This window comes from Ruegeria sp. K11, assembly GCF_056531905.1.
Genome location: NZ_JBQFMP010000004.1, coordinates 147731 through 169632 on the forward strand (window position 1 = coordinate 147731; position 21902 = coordinate 169632).

Consider the following 21902-nt stretch of genomic DNA (forward strand, 5'->3'; position numbering starts at 1 on the left):
GCCGCGGTGTTTTCAAGATACAAGAAACAGCCAGCCGCACAGCCGGTTGAGACCCAAGCCCCCACCGCTGAAGCTCCGGCAGCCGCTCCGGCGGCAAGTTCAAATGGGAGCGCAGTTGCGCGCAAACCCATCCCGAAGAAAAAATCTGCCGAAGTGACGGTCAGCGACAAAGAGCGCAAGCGCAAAGAGCGTCTGGGAGAGATCAAGGTCGAGCTTCACCGCGAGCTTCTTGAAAACCTGAACCTTGGCGCTCTGGAAAATGCCGCTGAATCCGAATTACGGACGGAAATCAGCGCGATCGCCAGCGAAGTGCTTGAGGCCCGCAATATCGTTCTGAACCGCGAGGACCGCACACAGCTCAATAAAGAACTGTATGACGAGGTCACCGGTCTTGGGCCATTGGAAACCTTGCTGCAGGACGATTCGGTCAACGATATTCTGGTGAACGGGCCGCAACAGATCTTTGTGGAACGGGCGGGTAAGCTGGAACTCAGCGACATCACCTTCAAGGATGAAAAGCACCTGATGCGGATCATCGACAAGATCGTGTCCGCCGTGGGTCGTCGCGTTGATGAATCCAACCCTTATGTTGACGCCCGTCTTGCCGATGGCTCCCGTTTCAACGCCATGGTTCCACCGATTGCCGTTGATGGCTCGCTGGTTTCCATTCGTAAGTTCAAAAAAGACAAGCTGGGCATTGACGATCTGGTCAATTTCGGCGCGTTCACCGAGGAAATGGCCGCCTATCTGCAAGCCGCTGTGTCGACCCGTCTGAACATCATCGTCTCGGGCGGTACAGGTTCGGGTAAGACGACCACGCTGAACGCCCTGTCCAGCTTTATCGACGATGCCGAACGCATCCTGACCATCGAGGATACCGCGGAACTTCAGCTGCAACAGACCCATGTGGGCCGGATGGAAAGCCGCCCGCCCAACGTCGAAGGCAAAGGCGAAGTCAGCCCGCGCGACTGTCTGAAAAACGCCCTGCGTATGCGCCCTGACCGCATCATCGTGGGTGAGACGCGTGGCGCCGAGGTGATCGACATGCTGCAGGCCATGAACACTGGCCATGACGGCTCGATGACGACGATCCACGCCAACTCGGCCCGCGACGGAATCTCGCGTCTGGAAAACATGATCGCGATGGCGGGGATCGAAATGCCGATTAAGGCAGTCCGCAGTCAGGTCTCAAGCGCTGTGAACCTCATCGTGCAGGCCAGCCGTCTGCAGGATGGTTCACGCCGCATGACCTCGATCACCGAGATCACCGGGATGGAAGGCGATGTAATCTCGATGCAGGAAATCTTTAAGTTTCAGCGTGTTGGACTGACGCCGGATAACAAGATCATCGGCCACTTCACCGCGACCGGCGTGCGCAGCCACTTTTCCGAACGCTTCCGCCTTTGGGGCTTTGATCTGCCCGCGTCCATTTACGACCCCACCACGATGTAGGAGACTGAACAATGCAATTGCCTATGGAGGCACTCATCTATGTCGTGATCTTCGTCGGAGTCGTCCTCCTGGTCGAAGGTATTTATCTGGTCGCTTTTGGCAAATCCATCAGCTTGAACAGCCGCGTCAACCGGCGTTTGGATATGATCGACAAAGGGGTTGGCCGCGAAGAAGTTCTGGAGCAGCTGCGCAAGGAAATGCAGCAGCACATGAAGTCTCAGAGCATTCCGCTTTATTCCCTGTTGGCGGACAAGGCTCAGAAAGCGGCGATTGCGTTTTCCCCTAAGCAATTGATTCTAGTAATGGTGTTGCTCGCCGGTCTCGCCTTCCTGGGCCTCAGCATCGGAACCGCGACAGAGCCTGTGCTGCGCGCAGCCATTTCGGTCGTCATTGGTGTCGGCGCGGTTTACACTTGGGTCAGCCGCAAGGCGAGTAAACGGATGAGCATGCTTGAAGAACAATTGCCGGACGCAGTCGAATTGATGGTTCGATCATTGCGCGTCGGCAACCCGTTCGTGTCATCCGTTCAGATCGTGGCTTCCGAAGTCGAAGACCCGCTTGCCACCGAATTTGGCATTATCTCGGATGAGGCAGCTTATGGCCGCGATGTTGGCGAGGCTCTCAAGGATATGGCCGAGCGACTGGGCATGCAGGATTTACGCTTTCTGGCCGTGGCCGTTTCGATCCAGCAACAATCCGGTGGTAACCTGGCCGAAATTCTGGCCGGACTGGCCAAAGTGATCCGGGCCCGTTTTCGTCTGTTCCGGCGTGTCAACGCAATCACGGCCGAGGCAAAGTGGTCTGGCAAGTTCCTGTCGGGTTTCCCGCTGGCGTGTCTGGTCTTCATTCTGGTCAAGGATCCCAACTACTACGACTCGGTTCTGGACCACCCCTACTTCATCCCCGCATGCTTCTTTGTCGGCATCATGCTGACTTTGAACCTGATCGTCATGCGCATTCTTACGAACATCAAGGTCTGAGGGCCGCGGTATGGAATTCTTGAATCAAATCAACGACCTGCTCAAACAGCATCTTGGTGAATTTGGCCCGCTCATCATAGTGGGTGTGCTTGGGGTCCTCATGATCCTGATCACCATCCCGCTGATGCTCAATCAGCGCGAGGACCCGCTGAAAAAGCTTCAGCGCAGCACTGCCCCACCTAAAGCGAAGAAGAACAACAAACAGGAACGCCTGCGGCAGGCGGGGGGCAATCAGCAACTTGAGAAATTCGCGAATTTCCTTGAGCCCAAGAACCAGGAAGAATATTCGGCGGTTCAACTCAAATTGCGTCAAGCCGGATATCAGTCCAAGGACGCGGTGCGGTTCTTTCACTTTTCCCAGTTTGCACTTGGCATCGTCGGTCTGTTGATCGGTGTACTGCTGGTAACAGTGCTGGCCGGTGATCAAGAGTTCGATCAGACACAGATTCTGCTGCGCGTCTTCACGCCGGGCGCTGCCGGATATTTCTTGCCGAAATACTGGATCACCCGTCGCGTCGAAGAGCGTAAGGAAGCGATTGTCAGCGGGTTCCCGGACACGCTCGATCTGATGCTCGTTTGTGTGGAAGCTGGTCAATCCCTGGATCAGGCGATTGTGCGCGTTGCTGGCGAAATGAAGGCTTCCTACCCCGATATCGCGCTTGAATTTGAAGTTGTGGCGCATGAGATGAAGGCCGGTAAGGAAAAAGACACGGTTCTGCGTGACTTCGCGACCCGTTGCGGTGTTCAGGACGTCAGCGCATTTGTGACCGTGATGATCCAGTCGGCAACTTTCGGTACATCGATTGCAGAAGCGCTGAGAGTTTATGCGGACGAAATGCGTGACAAACGTGTGATGCGCGCGGAAGAGGCGGCAAACAAGTTGCCAACGAAAATGACCCTTGCCACTATGATGCTGACAGTGCCGCCGCTACTGCTCATCCTGGTTGGTCCATCGGCCAAAGGCATCATGGAGTTCGGCAGCGGCTCGGGACCAGGTGTCGGCGGATAACCGAATGAATAAATATCCAGGCGCAGCCTTTGCATGGTTTCGCAAGATGCTTCAAACCACCATGGTTATCACCATGGTGGTATCTTGCACTGAAAGCACCCCTTCCGTTGATCCCTTCGCGCCCGGTGTCGACCCTGACGGCGCCGCTGCGGATGAAATCACGATCGGCAACCGCCTGATGGCCGCTGGGGAATATGAACTGGCGCTGAAATCTTTTACCCGCGCCGCTCTGGACCAGGGTTTAACACCGCAAATCCTGACATCCATGGGCACCGCCAATCTGGGATTACAGCGCGTTGGTCAGGCTGAACCTCTGCTGCGCCGCGCTGTCGAAGATGATCCCGACTGGCCCGTTGGCTGGAATAATCTGGGGGTTTTTCTGATGGAAACCGGCCAGTACGCCGAGGCATCGCAGGTCTTCCGTCGGGCCTATGCGCTGGACAATGGCGAAAGTGACGCAATCCGGGACAATCTGCGGTTAGCACTCGCAAAAATGGAAAATCCTGTTAATAATACTCCGCAAGAACAAGAATTTGAGCTGGAACAACGCGGCGACGGAGAATTCGTTCTGCGCAAAATCCAGTAACAGAGGCAAGAGCAGTAAAAGGACGCAAAAATGCGCCACTATTTCGTGATTCCGTCCATCGTTGTATGTGGGCTGGTTCTGACCGCCTGCGCAAAAGAAACCGAAGATGAAAAGGTTGAGCGCACTTTTCAGGAGGTCAACGTCATTGACGAGACCAACCTGAATGACGTGATGCTGAACGCAGCCGATCCGAACGAGGCCGTCACCTATTTCCAGAATACCGCGGTCAAAAACCCCGAACGGATTGATATTCAGCGCGGCCTCGCCATCAGCCTGACCCGTGCGCAGCGATATACCGAAGCCGGTGGGGCCTGGAAACGCGTCGTGGGCATGAAAGGTGCCACCGATGCGGATCGGGTGGAGCTGGCGGACGCTCAGGTACGCAGCGGCAACTGGGACGCCGCCAAGACAACATTGGACAAGATCCCGCCGACCTTTGAAACCTTCAAACGCTACCGGCTGGAAGCTGTGGTCGCGGATTCCAACAAAGACTGGAAACGCGCCGATCATTTCTATGAAACCGCTATCGGGCTGACCACGCGGCCTGCCGGTGTGATGAACAACTGGGGCTATTCCAAGCTAACCCGTGGTGACTATTCCGGTGCCGAACGGCTGTTTACCGAGGCCATTCGTCAGGACAATTCCCTGTTTACCGCAAAGAACAATCTGGTTCTGGCCCGCAGCGCACAAGGCAACTACGGATTGCCGGTCGTACCCATGTCACAGGTCGAACGTGCACAGTTGCTTAACACCATGGGCATCTCGGCGGTGAAGCAGGGCGACCTCACGACGGCCAAAAATCTGTTCCGCGAGGCGATTGCGACCCACCCGCAGCATTTTGACGAAGCTGTCCGTTCGCTGCGCGCGCTCGAGGAAACCTGATCCATGGCGATCCCTGCGGTGGCGGCGGCGTGGTTCTTACCCTTCGTGCTGCCCATCTGTTTTTACGTCGCCTTCACGGATATGCGTGACATGCGGATCAAAAACCACGCTGTCATGGCCTTGTTCTTCGTCTTCATCGGTATCGGACTAATCGTCCTGCCACCATGGGCTGGTGATTGGATTTCGGGGCATATCGGCCCGCTCTCTGTCTCGCTTCCGGTTTATGCCTGGCAGATTTTTCACGTGGCCGTGGTTCTGATCCTCGGGATTCTGGCCAACGCTGCCGGGCTGATGGGGGCTGGGGACGCGAAATTCTGTGCCGCCGCTGCCGCGTTCGTCTGGGTGCCTGACCTGATGTTGGTTCTGGTGATCCTTACCGCCACAACGCTGGGGGCCGTGACGGCGCATCGTCTTGCCAAACGCAGCCCTCTGCGCCGTATGGCACCGCATTGGGAAAGCTGGGATCGGGGCAAACAATTCCCAATGGGTCTGGCCCTTGCAGGCAGCCTGAGCATCTATTTGATTTTGGGCGCAATTCACGGATCGTAAACAATCATCACCACGCCTTGCCTGTGCCTTGGTACTGCCACAAAGCCACGTCAAATTTTTTACAACAAACCCTGTATTGGGTTGTTGGCGTGATAATTTGATGGACGAGTCCCGCACATGAATATGCAGACGACTGCCGTGATGGCCCCCCCCGCCCCGAAGGGCCTGGCTGAAATGCAACTCCCGCTGGTGATGATGCGGGACATTCTGTTGAAAACCATCTTTCGCAAGAACGTTGATACAGTCTCGGAAGTTGCAGAAGCGATTTGTCTGCCGGGCGCGGTCACTCAGGAGCTGATCGACATTGCACGCGAACAGAAGTTGCTGGAGGCGACGGGTACGCTGAATGCAAACAGTGGCAACGAAATGGGCTATCAACTCACGGACGCCGGCAAGGCCCGCGCGCTGGACGCGCTCAGCCAGTCGGAATATTTCGGTGCCATGCCGGTACCGCTTGATGTGTATCGCGAACAGGTCAAGCGGCAGTCCATCCGCAATATCCAAGTCACGCGCGATCAGCTGACCGGGGCCATGGGCCATCTGGTTTTGCCCGACAGCCTGCTGGATCATCTGGGCCCTGCGGTCAGTGCGGGCCGGTCGATCCTGATGTATGGCCCGCCGGGCAACGGTAAATCTTCGATCTCGAACGGGATTCGCGATGCGCTGGGTGACAATGTCTATGTTCCGCGCGCCATCGAGTATTCCGGTCAGGTTATCACTGTATATGACCCGATCGTGCATACCGCGATCGAGCAGGAGGCTGATGATCCCAACAGCCTGCGCCGCCGCAAGCGGTTCGACACGCGATACGTGCAATGTGAACGGCCCACCGTTGTGACGGGTGGCGAACTTTCGCTCAATATGTTGGACCTTGTTTATAACCCAACCGCGCGGACCTATCAGGCCCCGCTGCAGTTAAAATCCACTGGCGGCATCTTCATCGTGGACGACCTTGGCCGTCAGGCCGAACCGCCTCAGGCCCTGATCAACCGCTGGATCGTTCCGCTGGAGGAAAGCAAGGATATTCTGGGCCTGCAATCGGGTGAAAAGTTCGAAGTGCCTTTTGACACGTTGGTCATCTTCTCGACCAACTTCCACCCGAACGAAATCTTTGACCAAGCGGCCCTGCGTCGTATCTTTTTCAAGATCAAGATCGATGGCCCCAATCAGGAAAATTTCCTTAAAATCTTTGCGATGGTTGCCCGCAAGCGCGGAATGCCACTGGACGAGGCCGCGTTGGTGCATCTGCTGAAGGTCAAATATCCGACAATCAACAATGTCTATGCGAACTATCAGCCAATCTTCCTGATCGACCAGATGATCTCGATCTGCGAGTTCGAAGGCATCCCTTATCAGATGAACCCCGATCTGATCGACCGTGCATGGGCCAACATGTTCGTCAAGGAAGAGAAGATCATTCACTAGCCCCTGCCATTCTGATCCCCGGCGGGTAATCTGTGACCATGACGCAGATTCCCGCCCCGATCACCGATTGGTTCACTGCCAAAGGCTGGTCAATCCACCCACATCAGCAAGAGATGTTCGACCGGGCCTCTGATCCGGCAACTCTGCTGATCGCGCCCACAGGCGGTGGGAAAACCATGGCCGGGTTCCTGCCATCTCTGGCCGAACTGGCCGGCGGAACACATCCGGGCCTGCACAGCGTCTATGTCTCGCCGCTCAAGGCGTTGGCGGCGGACATCCGGCGCAATCTGCGCGGGCCGGTTGAGGACATTGGCCTGCCTATCCGGATTGAGGACCGCACCGGCGACACATCGGCCACGCAGAAGAAACGGCAACGCGTGGACCCGCCGCATATCCTGCTGACTACGCCGGAAAGCCTGGCTCTGCTTACCTCATACGAAGACGCGCCCCGGATGTTTGCCGGGGTGCAGCGTATCATCGTGGATGAGATACATGCGCTGTCTGAAAGCAAGCGCGGCGATCAACTGATGCTGGCGCTGGCACGCGTGCAGACACTCTGCCCCGGTCTGCGCCGCGTCGGCCTGTCGGCCACGGTCGAAGACCCCCAGGGAATTGCGCGTTTTCTGGCCCGCCATCCCGATCCTTGTCACATTATTCAGGCCGATCCCGGGCCCGATCCCGATATCGCGATGCTGCAGACAAACGAAATGCCGCCTTGGTCGGGCGGTGGGGCCGCCTATGCCATTCCAGCCGTTCTTGAACAAATCAGGCAACACAAGACAACGCTGATTTTCCACAACACCCGCGCGCAGGCCGAGATTTTCTTTCATAACCTTTGGCTCGCCAATGACGACGGTCTGCCCATCGGCATCCATCATGGCAGTCTGGACCGGCAACAGCGCGAACGGGTCGAGGCTGCAATGGTGCGCGGAGATCTGCGGGCGATTGTGTGCACCGGCAGCCTCGATCTGGGGATTGACTGGGGTGACGTCGATCTGGTGATCCAGATCGGTGCCCCGAAAAACGTCAAACGGCTGGTTCAGCGGATCGGGCGGGCCAACCACCGATATAATGCCCCGTCCAAAGCCTTGCTGGTGCCCGCTAACAGGTTCGAAGTTGTCGAGTGCGTGGCGGCGCTCGAAGCGGCTCGGGCGCATGATCTTGACGGTGAACCCCGCGGAGCGGGACCCCGGGATGTATTATGTCAGCATATCCTGATCGCGGCGGCCAGCGGTCCGTTTGATGCCAGCACATTGTACCGGGAGATGGCCTCGGCCGGGCCTTATGCCCATCTGGAACGGGCCGCTTTCGATGCCTGTCTTGAGTTTTGTGCAACCGGAGGCTACGCGCTGAAGGCCTATGACCGCTGGCAGCGCCTGCAACAACGCTCGGACGGATTGTGGCAGCTGCGCGACCTGCGTGCGGCTCAGCGGATCCGGATGAATCTGGGCACGATACAGGACACGGACACCCTGAAAGTCCGCCTGAGGCGCAATCGTGGGGGCAAGCCGCTGGGAGAGGTGGAAGAGGCGTTTGCGGCCTCGCTGACCCCGGGCGACACATTTCTGATCGGAGGCCAGATCGTGCGCTACGAGGGCCTGCGCGAAATGGTGGTCGAGGTTAGCCGACGCGCGGACAAAAAGCCAAAGGTCGCAGTTTTTGGCGGCACCAAATTCGCCACATCCACTCAACTGAGCGACCGGATTTTGCGCATGCTGAATCAGACGAAATGGCCTCAGCTGCCGTCGCACACGGCCGAGTGGCTGAGCTTACAACGCGAGATCTCGCGCCTGCCGCAACGGGATCGGCTGCTGATCGAGAGTTTTCCCAATGAGGGGCGCGAAAACCTGTGTGTCTATGGGTTTGCCGGGCGCAACGCCCAGCAGACTTTGGGCCTGTTGCTGACCAAGCGGATGGAGGATATGGGCCTGGCCCCGCTGGGCTTTGTCGCCACCGACTATGCCACGCTGATCTGGGGACTTGATGCGGTCACCGATCCCCGACCGCTGTTTGAACGGGACGCGTTGCGCGATGGGCTGGAAACATGGCTGGCCGGGAACGCGGTCATGAAACGGACATTTCGCGCTTCGGCCACCATTGCGGGTCTGATCGAACGAAACACGGGCGGTCAGCGCAAAAGCGGACGGCAGGCGACGTTCTCGTCAGATATTCTGTACGACACATTGCTGAAATACGACCCTGACCATCTGCTGATGCAGATCACCCGCGAAGAGGCCATGCGCGGGCTGGTTGATTTCGGTCGGATCGAAGCCATGCTGGACCGGATCGGAGACCGGATCGACCTTTTGCGTCTGGATCGGGTCTCGCCCCTTTCTGCACCTTTGTTTCTGGAGGTCGGTAAAATTCCGGTCAAGGGCGAGGCCGAGGAACGATTGCTGGCCGAAGAAAGTACGCGTCTTTTGCAGGCAGCTGGACTGGAAACCGGGTGATATCGCTTGATCACCGCGCAATTCCACGTCAAGAACAGATCATGAACGCAGTTGAATTTACTTTTGCGGATCAAACCCTGATGGCCCTCGGATCGGGGGCCTTGTGGTGGCCAGCCCAGGGCGTGTTCTGTGTTTCGGACCTGCACTTGGGCAAATCCGAACGCCTCGCCCGCCGGGGTGGCCCGGCCCTGCCCCCTTATGACACACGCGAAACGCTTGCCCGCCTGACATCGGATCTGGCGCAAACCCGCGCGAATGTGGTGATCTGCCTGGGCGACAGTTTTGACGATCTGAGGGCCGCGACCACACTGGATACATCGGAGCAGTTGCAGATTGCAACCCTGCAGGCCGGGCGTCGATGGATTTGGATCGAAGGCAACCACGATCCCGGCCCGGTCGAGTTGGGTGGCAGTCATCTTGCCGAATGGACCCAAAACACCATTGTCTTTCGCCACATCGCCCAGCCCGACGCCGCGCGCGAGATTTCCGGGCATTACCATCCCAAGGTGCGGCTTGGGGTAAAAGGCCGGTCCATTTCTCGTCCTGCGTTCCTGCTGGACGACACCCGTCTGATCCTGCCGGCCTACGGCACCTATACCGGTGGGTTGCGCAGTTCAGACACGGCTTTGGCCGGACTTATGGCAAATAACGCTCGGGCCATTCTGACCGGGGATCACCCAAGGATGGTGCCCATGCCGCGATAGGTGGTCAGATGATGCCTGCGGCCTCGAGCACAGGTTTGTATTTGCGGCTGACCGGAACACGCTCATTGTTGCACAGGCGAAGCCAGGTTTTGCCCTGCTCCCTTTCGACCCCCGCGATGGCCGCATCCACCACCCAGTGTGAACGATGTGTGCAATGGCCCTGTACCGGTTCCATCTCGTGGATCGCGTCGGTGAAACGCAGACGGATCGTGTAAGTTCCCTGAGACGTGACAACATCCACATAGTGATCCCGGACGCTGAGGCGATAGATCTGGCCCTGAAACGACGCAGGTAATCGGCGGACCAAGCGTGGTGGCGGGGTGTTGGGTGTGACGCCCTCAGGGTCTTTGCCTCTGACCAGCATCAGCCCCGTGGCAAACATCAGGCCATAGGGAGTGACAGACAGTAACCCGGGCGCATCCTGCCCACCGACCGTAAAGATTATCCAGGTCAGAAGCCACAAGGACGGCGCAAAAAGCGACAGGATGAGCAAGGCAAACAACACATCACGATAAACTCGGCTGATGTCGGGAATATGAGTGCGCACCAACGAAGTTGCAGCCCAGCTCGCCCCAAGGGCCAGGGCCATCACGCCAGTCCAAAAGACCAGCCGCAAGGCAAAGGACAGGTCCATATCCCTGAACGGTGCAAAGGAATAAGCCAGCAGCGGTATAAAAACCAGGCCCGCGATCACCCTTTGAGGGCTGCACATCGCCAGAATCGGCTTCAATTCAAACGTCATACCAGAAACTGCGCCCCTCCCAGAGCACTGCCAACACATCTGGGTCGCAAAGGATCAGCGACCGAACCTATTGGAGTGAAGGGCTTACCACTGGTTGCCAAAAAGGCAAAGTCGTTAATGTGCGAATTAATCTGGTTTTAATCTTTGCAAAAGAACAAGTTGGAGCGAGCCACGCCGAGCAATGCGCGGCTCGCTCCTAAGATGTCAGGCTGTCAGCCCCTCAGGCTCAGGCAGACCATTCGCCCGGCAGCAGGCCGTGACGGTATTGGCCAGCAGGCACGCGATGGTCATCGGACCGACACCGCCCGGAACCGGTGTGATGGCACCGGCCCGCTCGGACGCGCTGGCAAAATCCACGTCACCTACCAGCTTGTTTTTGCCGTCGCGTTCAATCCGGTTGATGCCCACGTCGATGACGGTCGCGCCTTCCTTGATCCAGTCGCCCGGCACCATCTCGGGGCGGCCCACGGCGGCCACGACGATATCGGCACGGCGCACAACCTCGGGCAGGTCCTTGGTGCGCGAATGTGCAATGGTCACGGTGCAGCTGTCGCCCAGCAGCAGTTGCGCCATTGGCTTGCCGACGATATTCGAACGGCCAATCACAACCGCATCCATACCCGACAGCGAGCCGTGATGGTCGCGCAGCATCATCAGGCAGCCCAACGGCGTGCACGGCACCATTGATTTCTGACCTGTACCCAGCAGACCCACGTTCGAAATATGGAACCCGTCAACGTCCTTGGCCGGATCAATCGAGTTGATCACCAGGTCTTCGTTCAGATGTTTGGGCAGCGGCAATTGCACCAGAATGCCATGCACAGCCGGATCGTTGTTCAGCTTGTCGATCAGCGCCAGCAGGTCTTCTTCGGACGTGTCCGCATCCAGCTTGTGCTCGTACGAGTTCATGCCGACTTCGACAGTCTGCTTGCCTTTTGAGCGGACATAGACCTGGCTGGCCGGGTCTTCACCCACCAGAACCACTGCCAGACCGGGCGTGATGCCGTTTTCTTCTTTCAGCTTCGCCACCTGATCGGCGACCTGAGCGCGCACTTTCGCCGCAAAGGCCTTTCCATCGATGATTTGGGCTGCCATCCTTCGATCCCTTCTTTCAAAACTCAATCGGGCGCAACCTGCGCCCGTGTCATTCAGTCGGTTCCGATCACACGCTCTTCCCGTGCGATCGACCAGTCAATCAATATGCGCCAAAGGCTCTCGGCCAAAACCGCATCAAGGCCCATCTCGTCAGCGCTGGCACACACCTTCTGGACCACCTCTTCAACCCGGGCCGGAATGCGCGCTGGCAACCCTTCTGCCGGTTTCAGCTGCGCCGCACGGTCGATATAGCCAGCACGTGTCACCAACATTTCGATCAGTTCGCGATCCAGCTTGTCGATCTGAACCCGCAATTCCTGCATCGATCGACAGTCTGATGGCGGCGTCAGATTGGGCATCTCGATCTCCTCATGGCCCGGGGATTCCCCGGACCACGAGATGGTTCATATTGCGGCTTAGAACAAGCCCTCGATCTCACCTGCGTCGTTAAGGCAGATGGTTTCCGCGGCAGGTTTGCGCGGCAGACCGGGCATAGTCATGATCTCACCGCAGACAACCACAATGAACCCGGCACCGGCGGACAGGCGAACCTCACGCACCGGAACCGAGTGGCCGGTCGGCGCGCCGCGCAGGGTCGGGTCGGTCGAGAACGAGTACTGGGTTTTCGCCATGCAAACCGGCAGGTTGCCATAGCCCGCCTCTTCCCACTCGCGCAGCTGGTTGCGAATCTTGTTGTCGGCCAGGACCTCGTCGGCGCGGTAGATGCGCTTGGCGATGGTTTCGATCTTCTCGAACAGCGGCATCTCATCCGGGTAGATCGGCGAGAAGTTCGCAGACCCACCATCGACGATTTCAACAACCTTCTCGGCCAGCGGGGCCGAGCCTTCCGAACCCAGTTCCCAGTGACGCGACAGAACCGCCTCAACCCCGTGCTCGCCGCAATAGTCTTTTACGGCCTGCACTTCGGCGTCAGTGTCGGTGACAAAGTGGTTGATGGCGACAACAACCGGCACGCCGAAGGATTTGACGTTCTCGATGTGACGACCCAGGTTTGCGCAGCCCGACTGAACCGCGTCGACGTTTTCCGCACCCAGATCGGCCTTGGCCACGCCGCCGTTCATCTTCATCGCGCGCACGGTGGCGACCAGCACCACAGCCGACGGAGCGATGCCTGCCTTGCGGCACTTGATGTTCATGAACTTCTCGGCACCCAGATCGGCACCAAAGCCCGCTTCGGTCACAACATAATCAGCCACTTTCAGCGCGGTCTTGGTTGCGATGACCGAGTTACAGCCATGCGCGATGTTGGCAAACGGGCCACCGTGGACAAAAGCCGGGTTGTTTTCCAGCGTCTGCACCAGGTTCGGCTGCATTGCGTCTTTCAGCAGAACGGTCATTGCACCTTCGGCCTTGATGTCGCGGCAGTAAACCGGGGTCTTGTCGCGGCGGTAGGCCACGATGATGTCACCCAGACGCTTTTCCAGGTCTTTCAGGTCGTTCGCCAGACACAGGATCGCCATGACTTCCGAGGCCACGGTGATGTCAAAGCCTGCTTCGCGCGGGAAGCCGTTCGACACACCACCCAGTGAAGCAGTGATCTGACGCAGCGCGCGGTCGTTCATGTCAACCACACGACGCCACGCAACGCGGCGGATGTCGATGTCGCATTCGTTGCCCCAGTAAATATGGTTGTCGATCATCGCCGACAGCAGCGAGTGGGCCGAGGTGATGGCATGGAAGTCACCGGTGAAGTGCAGGTTCATTTCCTCCATCGGAACAACCTGTGCATAGCCGCCACCCGCAGCGCCGCCCTTCATGCCGAAGTTCGGGCCAAGCGAGGCTTCGCGGATACAGATCATCGCGTTTTTACCGATGCGGTTCAGACCATCGCCCAGACCCACGGTGGTGGTGGTCTTGCCTTCGCCCGCAGGCGTCGGGTTGATCGCGGTGACAAGGATCAGCTTGCCATCTTCGCGGCCCTGCACCGAGTTGATGAAGTCCTGGCTGACCTTCGCCTTGTCGTGGCCGTAGGGCAGCAAATCGCCGGAGTCGATGCCGATCTTGGCGCCGATTTCCTGAATGGGCTTCTTGTTCGCCTCGCGAGCGATTTCGATGTCGGATTTATAGCTCATGGCCGAGTCCTTGGTTGAATGCCGTGCAAAACCGACGCAAAAAACGCCGGAGCTGCGCAATCCATACAATTGTGCACCGAAATAGAGGATGTGGATTCCGACATAATCATGCCGTGAAACGGCGTAGCGTTATATACCGGGCGACGTCACGCCGAATTGATACCTATGATCGGAAATCCTGTGTCCTAAGGTGTCCAAGCGCGCTGATCGGGAACAAACAGGGTCAGCCGGTCGCCCCGTTTCAACTCTCCGGGGCGTTCGACCCATGCTGTCACCCCACGCCGCCCCTGAGCCGCCGGTTTGAATGCGGCCCCGTGACCGGGCAAATCAGCTTCGACCTCGCGACCCGGGGTCACGCAGGGGCGGTTTTCCATATCAACCGTCAATGTCACCCCATCCGGTCCCTGCAAGCGTGATGAGGGTGGGATATGGGTGAAATCGGGGATACCGCGCAGCAGAATGCTGACGCCCAGAAAAGTAGGATCCAATTGATCCAGCCCCATCGCAGCAGCCGTCGCCTGCAACTCTTCTTCGGACAACACAGACAACTGGCGCACATTGCGGATTTCAGTCCCGCGCGGATAGAGGTTCTGAACCCGCACACATGATGCGCGGTTGACGCCTTCATGCCGTTCGTCCACAGCGCCAGCAAAGTCAAGGGACAGACTATCGACGGCCCGCGCCCGGATCGTTTGTCCGTCTGGCACATGGCCCAGCCAAACAACCTCACCGCTGAATTCGGTTTCGCGCAATACCGGCATGGTGACCCTCTTCCCTGCTTTTGCCCAACAACTACTAGAGGTCAGGTTGTCGGGAAAGGAAAGAAAAACCCGAGCCTTGGCCCGGGTTTTTGGAATTATGCCGTCGGTTCCGGCTCCATCCCGCCATCCGGCGGAGACTTCTTGACCTTGGTCTTCGGAATGGCCGTGACGCTGGGCGCGCTGCCCTCATCAGGTTTGTCGCCTTCGTCATCTTCTTCGGTCGGCGGATGACCGTTCATGACGCGTTTGATCTCGTCGCCGGTCAGGGTTTCATACTCCAGCAATCCCTGAGCCAGACGCTCCCATTCCTCGCTTTTTTCGGTCAAGATCTGGTGTGCACGCTCATATCCCTGCTGGATCAGGCGCTTGACCTCTTCCTCGATCAATTCCTTGGTATGGGCCGAGACCGAGAACCCGGCGGTATTACCCGAGTACCCCTCATGCGCTTCGGCATAGTCGATATTGCCGACCTTGTCCGACATCCCCCAGCGCATCACCATGGCGCGCGCCAGTTGGCTGGCCTGCATGATATCACCGGCTGGGCCGTTAGAAACATGATCCTCACCGTATTTGATGACCTCGGCGGCCTTACCGGCCATGGTCATGGCAAGCTTTTGCTCACACTCATCGCGGTGATAGTTCAGACGGTCCATTTCCGGCAGCGAGACCACCATACCCAACGCACCACCACGCGGAATGATCGTTGCCTTGTAAACCGGATCACATTCCGGCAGCGCCAGACCAACCACGGCATGCCCCGCCTCGTGATAGGCGGTCTTTTCCTTCTGGTCCTGTGTCAGCACCATCGAGCGGCGCTCAGCCCCCATCATCACCTTGTCTTTGGCGTTCTCGAAATCTTCCATAGTGACAAAGCGGCGACCGACGCGGGCCGCCATCAAAGCGGCCTCGTTCACGAGGTTTGCCAGATCAGCACCCGAGAATCCCGGCGTGCCGCGCGCAATGATGCGCAGGTCAACGTCAGGGCCCAGAGGCGTTTTGCGCGCGTGCACGCCCAGAATCTTCTCACGACCTTTGATGTCAGGGTTGCCGACGGTCACGTTCCGGTCGAAACGGCCCGGACGCAGCAGAGCCGGGTCCAGAACATCCTTACGGTTGGTGGCCGCCAGAATGATCACGCCTTCGTTGGCCTCAAACCCGTCCATCTCAACCAGCAACTGGTTGAGCGTCTGTTCGCGTTCGTCGTTACCGCCGCCATAGCCTGCGCCACGATGGCGACCCACGGCGTCGATCTCGTCGATGAAGACGATACAAGGCGCGTTTTTCTTGGCTTGTTCAAACATGTCGCGCACACGGGATGCACCGACACCCACGAACATTTCAACGAAATCCGAACCCGAGATGGTGAAGAACGGCACACCCGCCTCACCCGCAATCGCGCGGGCCAGCAACGTTTTACCCGTACCCGGAGGGCCAACCAGCAGCGCGCCCTTGGGAATCTTACCGCCCAGACGGCTGAATTTCTGCGGGTTGCGCAGGAATTCGACGATCTCTTCCAGCTCTTCCTTGGCTTCGTCGATGCCCGCGACGTCGTCAAAGGTCACACGGCCATGTTTTTCGGTCAGCATCTTGGCCTTGGACTTGCCAAAGCCCATAGCGCCACCTTTGCCGCCGCCCTGCATCCGGTTCATGAAATAGACCCAGACACCGATCAGCAGCAGGAAGGGCAAGAGCGTGATCAGGAAGGACTGAAAGCCCGATTGCTGCTGTTTGACAGCCTCGACCGGGATGTTCTCGTCGATCAGCAGTTTCGTCACCTCGGCGTCGCCGGGTTTGATCGTCGTGTAGGTTGCACCGCTCTGTGTAGTATAGCGAATCTGCTCACCATCCAGCGTCACTTTGCTGACCTCGCCGCCTTGAACGGCGGTCACGAAGTCGGAATAGGGGTTTTCATTGCCCTGAAGCGACCCGCTGGGTCCGCTGAACAGGTTGAACAGAGCCAGGATCAGCAGAAATAGAACGACCCAAAAGGCGATGTTGCGCGCGTTGCCCAAGAAAAATCTCCTAAACGGTTTCGGCAGAGGGGGCTCTGCCGTCTTGCTCTTTAAAATAGAGATGATTGAGGCAGGTTCAATGCGATAAAATCAACGCACCGAACTCTGGCCATTCCGGCGAGAGTTTTGCACTCCAGTTCGCTGAAAAGCCCGCCAATGGGGCAGAAATCACCTGATTGGTGCGCCAAAGCGCAGGTGTTGACAGAATTGCCGCGCGCGGACGGCCCAGATCCCGCCAATCATCCAGCTGTGCGATGCCCTCCTCGCCCAGGGCACGAACTTCACCTGTTTGCATATCCGGTCCATCCATGATCCAGCGCCCATCCCAAAGCTGACCGGGGTGCGCCACCTGATCCTTCACCGCCTGTAGCTCTCTGCAAACCCATATAAAATTGCCCTTTGGCACAAGAATGCAGCCGCCGATCGTCGTGATGTGCCCCTGCTCCATCGCAGCCAGAGCTTGCCCGACGGCGCCATGGCGCGGCGGATACCCATCGCCCGCAATCCATGCGACAGCAGCAATCAGAATGCGGCGACGGATTTCGATGGGCAGCCGAACGAAACCCTCCTGCTCAACCCGAAGCGCACCACCTTCCGCTTTGACATAAAGACCAGCGGTTTCCTGCGCGTACTGCGCCAGCGCCTCACGGGCTTGTGCAAGGTTTTCAGCAACCCGTGACAATGTCTGCGCATTTATCCCAGAAGATCCAAGCTCGCTCAGCGCGGTACGAGCCTTGATCCGGTCGAATGTCCGATCCTGATTCGAAGGGTCATCGATCCATCCCATGCCAACCTGCTTCAGGTAATCCTGCAACTGGCCCCGCGTTATCGACAGCATCGGCCGCAAGAACACAACGCCTTTGTCCCGGCGCACCGGCGACATACCCGACAGCCCGGACACGCCCGCCGCGCGCGCAAGGCGCATCACAACAGTCTCGGCCTGATCATCTGCCGTATGACCCAAGGCAACTGCATCCAACTGCAGGCGCCTGGCCCAGTCACGCAACAACCGAAATCGGGCCTGCCGTGCCTGATCCTGCAGGTTTCCTGCCCCGTCCCACCCCTGCCATTTCAGGGTTTCATGCGGAACGCCCAACCCTTGCGCCAGATCGGCAACCTGCAAAGCTTCGGTAGCGGCTTCCGGACGCAGCCCATGATCTACAGTTGCCGCAAACAGGCCGATACCCTCGGTTCGCGCAAGATCGATCAACAGGCGCAACAATGCTGTGGAATCACTGCCGCCCGAAATCGCGACCCCCAACCGCCGAGGCAGCGGATCAGGCAGGCAGGCGCGGAGTTTTTCTGCGAGTGCTGCGCTGTCCGGGCTCAAGAACACCCCAACGTGGCCATTTCCTGTGTCGCGGATGCGGTCAGCGCCGAGGTCGGGAATCTGACACTCACCTCTCCCAGGGTAATGCAGGCCTGATCCGTCTGTCCCAGCCGACCCAAAGCCGCCCCCAGTTCGAACAGCGCCTCCGGGGCCATGGGCCCTTCGGAATCACCTGTGAAACTGGCCAGAAATGCCCGTGCAGCCTCGCGCGTGTCGCCAAGCCCTTCTAACGCCTGCCCGCGTCGCAGGTTGGCTTCGGGCGCCAGGGGGCTGCCGGGATAAGACAGGTCGAACTGCGAGAACAGGTCTGCCGCGCCCTGAAAATCACCATCTGCCAGCGCTTGCGTTGCCGCATCAAAATCCAGCTTTTCGCCGACCGCAAGCTCGCCCTGATCGACACCCTCTGGCTGAACCGGTGTCGGCGCGACCGCAACGGCGGTCTGTTCACCGCCAAGGGTCGAAGTTTCGCCCAATGTGCTGAGGTCACCACCCTCCAGTTCGACCAGTCTGAATTCAAGATCACCAATCCGGTTGGTGCCATCGGTCACGACGTTCTGCACACGCTGGTTCAATTGCTCGGTCTGGCGGGTCAGGCGCTGCAGCTCGGCCTCAATGGCATCTACGCGTTCCAGAACCGAACTGCCGGACAGGTTCGGCGCGGGCGATCCGGTGGTCGAAAATTCACGCTTCAGGCGCTGAATCTCCACATGCAGCACCGTCAGTTCCTGTCGGATATCCGCCAAAGTCTGCTGATCCTGTGCTTGCGCCATGCCCGCGGTCGCGACAACCAAGGTCAGAACCCATCCTGCAAGTCTCATCGTCTTACCCCAAGGTTGAGCCGGTCAACACCGTTACCGCGCGACGGTTCTTGGAATAGCATTCCTCGGTGCTGCAAATCTCGATCGGGCGCTCCTTGCCGAAGGACACCGTCTGCAGACGATTGCCTGCAACACCGCGCGAGATCAGATATTCCCTCGCCGCATTCGCGCGTCGTTCACCCAGCGCAAGGTTGTATTCGCGTGTGCCCTGTTCGTCCGCGTGGCCTTCGATGGTCGCCACAAAATCGGGATTGGCCAGCAACCAGTCAGCCTGACCCTGCAGAACCGTCTGTGCTTGCGGCGATAGCGTGGACTGATCCACGGCAAACAAAACCCGATCTCCCACCGTCTGCTGGAAATAGGCCGGCGAGCGCGGATCACTGGGTGAACCCGGAACTAGCGCGCCGCCTGCCCCTGCGCCACCCCCCAAAGTCGACGGATCGTTGTTGGAACACGCGGCCATCAGGGCCAGCGCACCCACCGCTGCGAATTTGCTCAATAGCTTCATTTCAAGTGCCTCGTCTTCTGTTTGTTTATTGTCGCCTGTCTAACACATCGCAGGTTTGTTGTGAACTTGGCGCGGCCCGATGCGGGTTCAATTCTGCAGCGGTCCCCATGACGGGTCGCTGCCGCCATCCGGGGTTCGAACCGGCCGCAGGTTGCGCCCCGAAATATCCACCGAATACAGCGTCGAACGCCCGCCTGCGCCCTGCGTTTCCCGCGTGAACATGATCACCCGACCGTTCGGAGACCACGTCGGCCCCTCATCCAGGAACGACGCGGTCAACAACCGTTCTTCACTGCCATCCACCCGCATGACGCCGATATGGAACCGCCCCTTGTTCTGCTTGGTGAACGCGATCAGATCGCCACGCGGGGACCAGACCGGCGTGCCGTACCGACCCTGACTAAAGCTGATGCGTGTCGCCTCGCCCCCATTGGCGGGCATGATGTACAGCTGAGGTGCGCCCGATCGATCGCTTTCAAACACGATCCGGCCACCATCCGGCGAATAGCTGGGCGCGGTTTCAATGGCTGGCGTGTTCGTCAACCGTGTGCTTTGCCCCGAAGCCAGATCCATCCGCCACAGGTCCGTGTTGCCACCCTGCGACAGCGAATACACAATCGACCGTCCGTCGGGCGAAAACCGCGGCGAAAAGCTCATCGTGCCTTCCTGTGTTTTTAATTCCTGTCGGCGCACCCGGGCAATATCAAGGACGTAAATCCGCGGACGTCCGGTCTCGTAGCTGGTATACAGCAGCTGGTCGCCGTTTGGCGAAAACCGAGGTGCCAGGACGATGGCTGCGCTGTCGGTCAGGTATTGCACATTTGCGCCGTCATAATCCATGATCGCCACCCGCTTGAGACGCTGATCCTTTGGCCCGCTTTCCGAGACAAAGGCCACACGACTGTCGAAATAGGCCCCCTCGCCGGTGATCCGGCTATACACCTGATCGGCCACCTTATGAGCCATACGCCGCCATCCCTCGGTCGTGCCCACAAATTGCAGCCCATTGCCCAGTTCCTGCCCCGAGAACACATCCCAGACCCGGAACCGGACCGTCAGCCGGTTGCCCGAAGCACTGACCGCCCCCGTGACCAGAGCTTGCGCATTGATGGCTTTCCAATCCGCGAATTGTACGGGCGCATCAAAGCTGCTGACCCGGCTGATATAGGCGTCCGAGGAAATCTCGCGGAACAGCCCCGTTCCGGTCAGGTCCGACGAAATGACTGCCGAGATGTCGCGAGCATATTGCGCCGCTGCCGGTCCGTCCGGCACAAAGCTGGGCACTGCAAAGGGCAAGGGTTCGATAATCCCCTCGTCGATTTCCAGTCGCAGGGGACCATCTTGCGCATATACAGGAGCCGACATCAGCGTCAGGCCAATGAAGAGGCTGGTCAGAAGTTTCATCATTTGATCCGCATCCTCTCGGGATTGAATGTAATCTCAATATCCTGCCACTGCCCGTATTTGTCAGCAGGCAGGTCGTATCCTTTTGCCCCACAGCGCAGAATCGCGCGCCGTGCGGCTTCGAAAGCCTGATTGGCCGAGGCCGCCGTACCGCCCGAGCTGTCGATCATCCTCAGGCTGCCGCCCACCACTTTCCCCTCGCGCGTAAGCGAAAAGCCAACCACAACAACTGTTTCCAGCGCATCTGTCGACAGTGACCCCACATTCCAGCATTTCGAAACAGCCACGCGCATGGCGTCTTTCTCACCACTGGTCAGCGGCGGCCCTGAAGGTTCGGAGCCGTTGCCCAGCGCCTCGGCCAGCGCGTCATTGATCGCCTGCTCGCTCTGGGCTGGTTCCGTCGGGGCCGGATCGGGTGTTTCCGCAATCTCGGGCGCGGGCGGTGGTGTGGGCCGGTTGGGACGCACACGCGGGCGCGGAGAAGTTTTTGGGGCCGGATCGTCAACTTCTTCCGCCTCGGTCACGATCTCGGGCGCGGCTTCTTCCGGCGCCGTCTGATCCTGTTGTTCCTGCTGGGTCTCAGCCCCTTCATCCAGCGAGACAGGCGGCGTTTCCACATCATCAGGCTTGGCATCCGGTGGCGGCGGCGCAATCGGTTCTGGTGCGATCTTGTCCGCCGGACGCGGCGCGGTCTCCGGTCCCGGTGGTACCGGCAAAGCCGCGACCTCTGTGTCCGGCTGATCCAGTGTTGGTGGTTCCTCGATCACCTCGGGCTCGGGTGGCAGTTCGACGGTTTCCGGAAGAACCTCCTGCTCCGGCTCGGGAACCGAGACCGCTTCGGGCGCGGGCTGTTCGTCGGGCGTGGGCTCGGGCGCATTGGCCTCATCGGGCTGGTCGGGTTGCTGCAAAGCAGTCGTGGTCGGCAATTCGGGCGCATCGCGCTGCGCGGTCATTGCCGCAAACTGCTCACCCGAGATCACGGACACGTCCTGTACCGCCATTGGCAAAGGTTCGGACCTGAAGGTCCCGCCGAACAGGGCCCAGCCGATTAGACTGACATGCGCAATCGCTGAAATCTTGGTGCCGGTATCCACCGCGCAGC

Annotated in this window: 20 protein-coding genes; 9 read left to right on the forward strand and 11 right to left on the reverse strand. The window is 58.9% G+C overall.

Annotated features, from left to right (window positions below; translation table 11 throughout):
* Positions 1-6 precede the first annotated feature (6 nt).
* The 9 genes from ACR0K4_RS07880 (at position 7) to pdeM (ending at position 10037) form a co-directional block, all read left to right on the forward strand.
* The gene (locus ACR0K4_RS07880; RefSeq protein ID WP_480517708.1) at positions 7-1452 is read left to right on the forward strand and encodes a TadA family conjugal transfer-associated ATPase; all 1446 of its coding nucleotides are present in this window, start codon (positions 7-9) and stop codon (positions 1450-1452) included.
* Positions 1453-1463: 11 nt separating this feature from the next.
* Positions 1464-2432 (forward strand): type II secretion system F family protein, encoded by a 969-nt coding sequence (locus ACR0K4_RS07885; RefSeq protein WP_480517706.1) that lies wholly within the window; start codon positions 1464-1466, stop codon positions 2430-2432.
* Positions 2433-2442: 10 nt separating this feature from the next.
* Complete coding sequence (locus ACR0K4_RS07890) at positions 2443-3441, forward strand: type II secretion system F family protein (RefSeq protein WP_480853506.1); 999 nt, start codon at positions 2443-2445, stop codon at positions 3439-3441.
* A 61-nt stretch (positions 3442-3502) separates the two neighbouring features.
* A complete protein-coding gene (locus ACR0K4_RS07895; RefSeq protein WP_480853679.1) occupies positions 3503-4027 on the forward strand; it encodes a tetratricopeptide repeat protein in 525 nt (174 codons plus the stop codon).
* Positions 4028-4057: 30 nt separating this feature from the next.
* Positions 4058-4909, forward strand: a complete 852-nt coding sequence (locus ACR0K4_RS07900) for a tetratricopeptide repeat protein (RefSeq protein ID WP_480853508.1) — start codon at positions 4058-4060, stop codon at positions 4907-4909.
* 3 nt (positions 4910-4912) lie between these two features.
* Complete coding sequence (locus tag ACR0K4_RS07905) at positions 4913-5458, forward strand: prepilin peptidase (RefSeq protein ID WP_480853509.1); 546 nt, start codon at positions 4913-4915, stop codon at positions 5456-5458.
* A gap of 117 nt (positions 5459-5575) precedes the next feature.
* On the forward strand, positions 5576-6883 hold the full coding sequence (locus tag ACR0K4_RS07910; RefSeq protein WP_480517698.1) for an ATPase: 1308 nt from the start codon (positions 5576-5578) through the stop codon (positions 6881-6883).
* 38 nt (positions 6884-6921) lie between these two features.
* Positions 6922-9333 (forward strand): ligase-associated DNA damage response DEXH box helicase, encoded by a 2412-nt coding sequence (locus tag ACR0K4_RS07915; RefSeq protein WP_480853510.1) that lies wholly within the window; start codon positions 6922-6924, stop codon positions 9331-9333.
* A gap of 41 nt (positions 9334-9374) precedes the next feature.
* Positions 9375-10037: a ligase-associated DNA damage response endonuclease PdeM gene (gene pdeM / locus ACR0K4_RS07920; protein ID WP_480853511.1), complete on the forward strand. Its 663-nt coding sequence runs from the start codon at positions 9375-9377 to the stop codon at positions 10035-10037.
* Between the two features lie 4 nt (positions 10038-10041).
* On the opposite strand, the gene ACR0K4_RS07925 is transcribed toward pdeM, so the two are convergent.
* The 11 genes from ACR0K4_RS07925 to ACR0K4_RS07975 form a co-directional block, all read right to left on the reverse strand.
* Positions 10042-10779 (reverse strand): LytTR family DNA-binding domain-containing protein, encoded by a 738-nt coding sequence (locus ACR0K4_RS07925; RefSeq protein ID WP_480853513.1) that lies wholly within the window; start codon positions 10777-10779, stop codon positions 10042-10044.
* A 204-nt stretch (positions 10780-10983) separates the two neighbouring features.
* Positions 10984-11874 carry a bifunctional methylenetetrahydrofolate dehydrogenase/methenyltetrahydrofolate cyclohydrolase FolD gene (gene folD / locus ACR0K4_RS07930; RefSeq protein WP_480517690.1) on the reverse strand — a complete coding sequence of 297 codons (891 nt, stop codon included), beginning with the start codon at positions 11872-11874 and terminating at the stop codon, positions 10984-10986.
* A gap of 53 nt (positions 11875-11927) precedes the next feature.
* Positions 11928-12233, reverse strand: coding sequence for a chorismate mutase (locus ACR0K4_RS07935; RefSeq protein WP_480853514.1), 306 nt, complete (start codon positions 12231-12233; stop codon positions 11928-11930).
* 57 nt (positions 12234-12290) lie between these two features.
* Entirely contained in the window at positions 12291-13967 is a 1677-nt protein-coding gene (locus tag ACR0K4_RS07940) for a formate--tetrahydrofolate ligase (protein WP_480853515.1), read from the reverse strand.
* A 185-nt stretch (positions 13968-14152) separates the two neighbouring features.
* Positions 14153-14728, reverse strand: a complete 576-nt coding sequence (locus ACR0K4_RS07945) for an MOSC domain-containing protein (RefSeq protein WP_480853516.1) — start codon at positions 14726-14728, stop codon at positions 14153-14155.
* Positions 14729-14823: 95 nt separating this feature from the next.
* Positions 14824-16740, reverse strand: coding sequence for an ATP-dependent zinc metalloprotease FtsH (gene ftsH / locus ACR0K4_RS07950; RefSeq protein WP_480853517.1), 1917 nt, complete (start codon positions 16738-16740; stop codon positions 14824-14826).
* A gap of 76 nt (positions 16741-16816) precedes the next feature.
* The gene (gene tilS, locus ACR0K4_RS07955; protein ID WP_480853518.1) at positions 16817-18070 is read right to left on the reverse strand and encodes a tRNA lysidine(34) synthetase TilS; all 1254 of its coding nucleotides are present in this window, start codon (positions 18068-18070) and stop codon (positions 16817-16819) included.
* Positions 18067-18888: a tol-pal system protein YbgF gene (ybgF, locus tag ACR0K4_RS07960; protein ID WP_480853519.1), complete on the reverse strand. Its 822-nt coding sequence runs from the start codon at positions 18886-18888 to the stop codon at positions 18067-18069. Before ybgF ends, tilS begins: the two co-directional genes overlap by 4 nt.
* 4 nt (positions 18889-18892) lie before the next feature.
* Positions 18893-19396, reverse strand: coding sequence for a peptidoglycan-associated lipoprotein Pal (pal, locus tag ACR0K4_RS07965; protein ID WP_480517676.1), 504 nt, complete (start codon positions 19394-19396; stop codon positions 18893-18895).
* 87 nt (positions 19397-19483) lie between these two features.
* Positions 19484-20803 carry a Tol-Pal system beta propeller repeat protein TolB gene (gene tolB / locus ACR0K4_RS07970; protein WP_480517674.1) on the reverse strand — a complete coding sequence of 440 codons (1320 nt, stop codon included), beginning with the start codon at positions 20801-20803 and terminating at the stop codon, positions 19484-19486.
* Positions 20800-21894 carry an energy transducer TonB gene (locus tag ACR0K4_RS07975; protein ID WP_480853520.1) on the reverse strand — a complete coding sequence of 365 codons (1095 nt, stop codon included), beginning with the start codon at positions 21892-21894 and terminating at the stop codon, positions 20800-20802. The genes tolB and ACR0K4_RS07975 overlap by 4 nt, the downstream gene beginning before the upstream one ends.
* Positions 21895-21902 lie beyond the last annotated feature (8 nt).

Coding starts and splice junctions, on each gene's coding strand:
- ACR0K4_RS07945 (WP_480853516.1), bottom strand. CDS start 14,728: ATGCCGGTATTGCGCGAAACCGAATTCAGCGGTGAGGTTGTTTGGCTG.
- ACR0K4_RS07910 (WP_480517698.1), top strand. CDS start 5,576: ATGAATATGCAGACGACTGCCGTGATGGCCCCCCCCGCCCCGAAGGGC.
- pal (WP_480517676.1), bottom strand. CDS start 19,396: ATGAAGCTATTGAGCAAATTCGCAGCGGTGGGTGCGCTGGCCCTGATG.
- pdeM (WP_480853511.1), top strand. CDS start 9,375: ATGAACGCAGTTGAATTTACTTTTGCGGATCAAACCCTGATGGCCCTC.
- ACR0K4_RS07940 (WP_480853515.1), bottom strand. CDS start 13,967: ATGAGCTATAAATCCGACATCGAAATCGCTCGCGAGGCGAACAAGAAG.
- ACR0K4_RS07890 (WP_480853506.1), top strand. CDS start 2,443: ATGGAATTCTTGAATCAAATCAACGACCTGCTCAAACAGCATCTTGGT.
- ACR0K4_RS07925 (WP_480853513.1), bottom strand. CDS start 10,779: ATGACGTTTGAATTGAAGCCGATTCTGGCGATGTGCAGCCCTCAAAGG.
- ACR0K4_RS07915 (WP_480853510.1), top strand. CDS start 6,922: ATGACGCAGATTCCCGCCCCGATCACCGATTGGTTCACTGCCAAAGGC.
- ACR0K4_RS07935 (WP_480853514.1), bottom strand. CDS start 12,233: ATGCCCAATCTGACGCCGCCATCAGACTGTCGATCGATGCAGGAATTG.
- ACR0K4_RS07905 (WP_480853509.1), top strand. CDS start 4,913: ATGGCGATCCCTGCGGTGGCGGCGGCGTGGTTCTTACCCTTCGTGCTG.
- ACR0K4_RS07895 (WP_480853679.1), top strand. CDS start 3,503: ATGGTTATCACCATGGTGGTATCTTGCACTGAAAGCACCCCTTCCGTT.
- ybgF (WP_480853519.1), bottom strand. CDS start 18,888: ATGAGACTTGCAGGATGGGTTCTGACCTTGGTTGTCGCGACCGCGGGC.
- tolB (WP_480517674.1), bottom strand. CDS start 20,803: ATGATGAAACTTCTGACCAGCCTCTTCATTGGCCTGACGCTGATGTCG.
- ACR0K4_RS07900 (WP_480853508.1), top strand. CDS start 4,058: ATGCGCCACTATTTCGTGATTCCGTCCATCGTTGTATGTGGGCTGGTT.
- folD (WP_480517690.1), bottom strand. CDS start 11,874: ATGGCAGCCCAAATCATCGATGGAAAGGCCTTTGCGGCGAAAGTGCGC.
- ACR0K4_RS07885 (WP_480517706.1), top strand. CDS start 1,464: ATGCAATTGCCTATGGAGGCACTCATCTATGTCGTGATCTTCGTCGGA.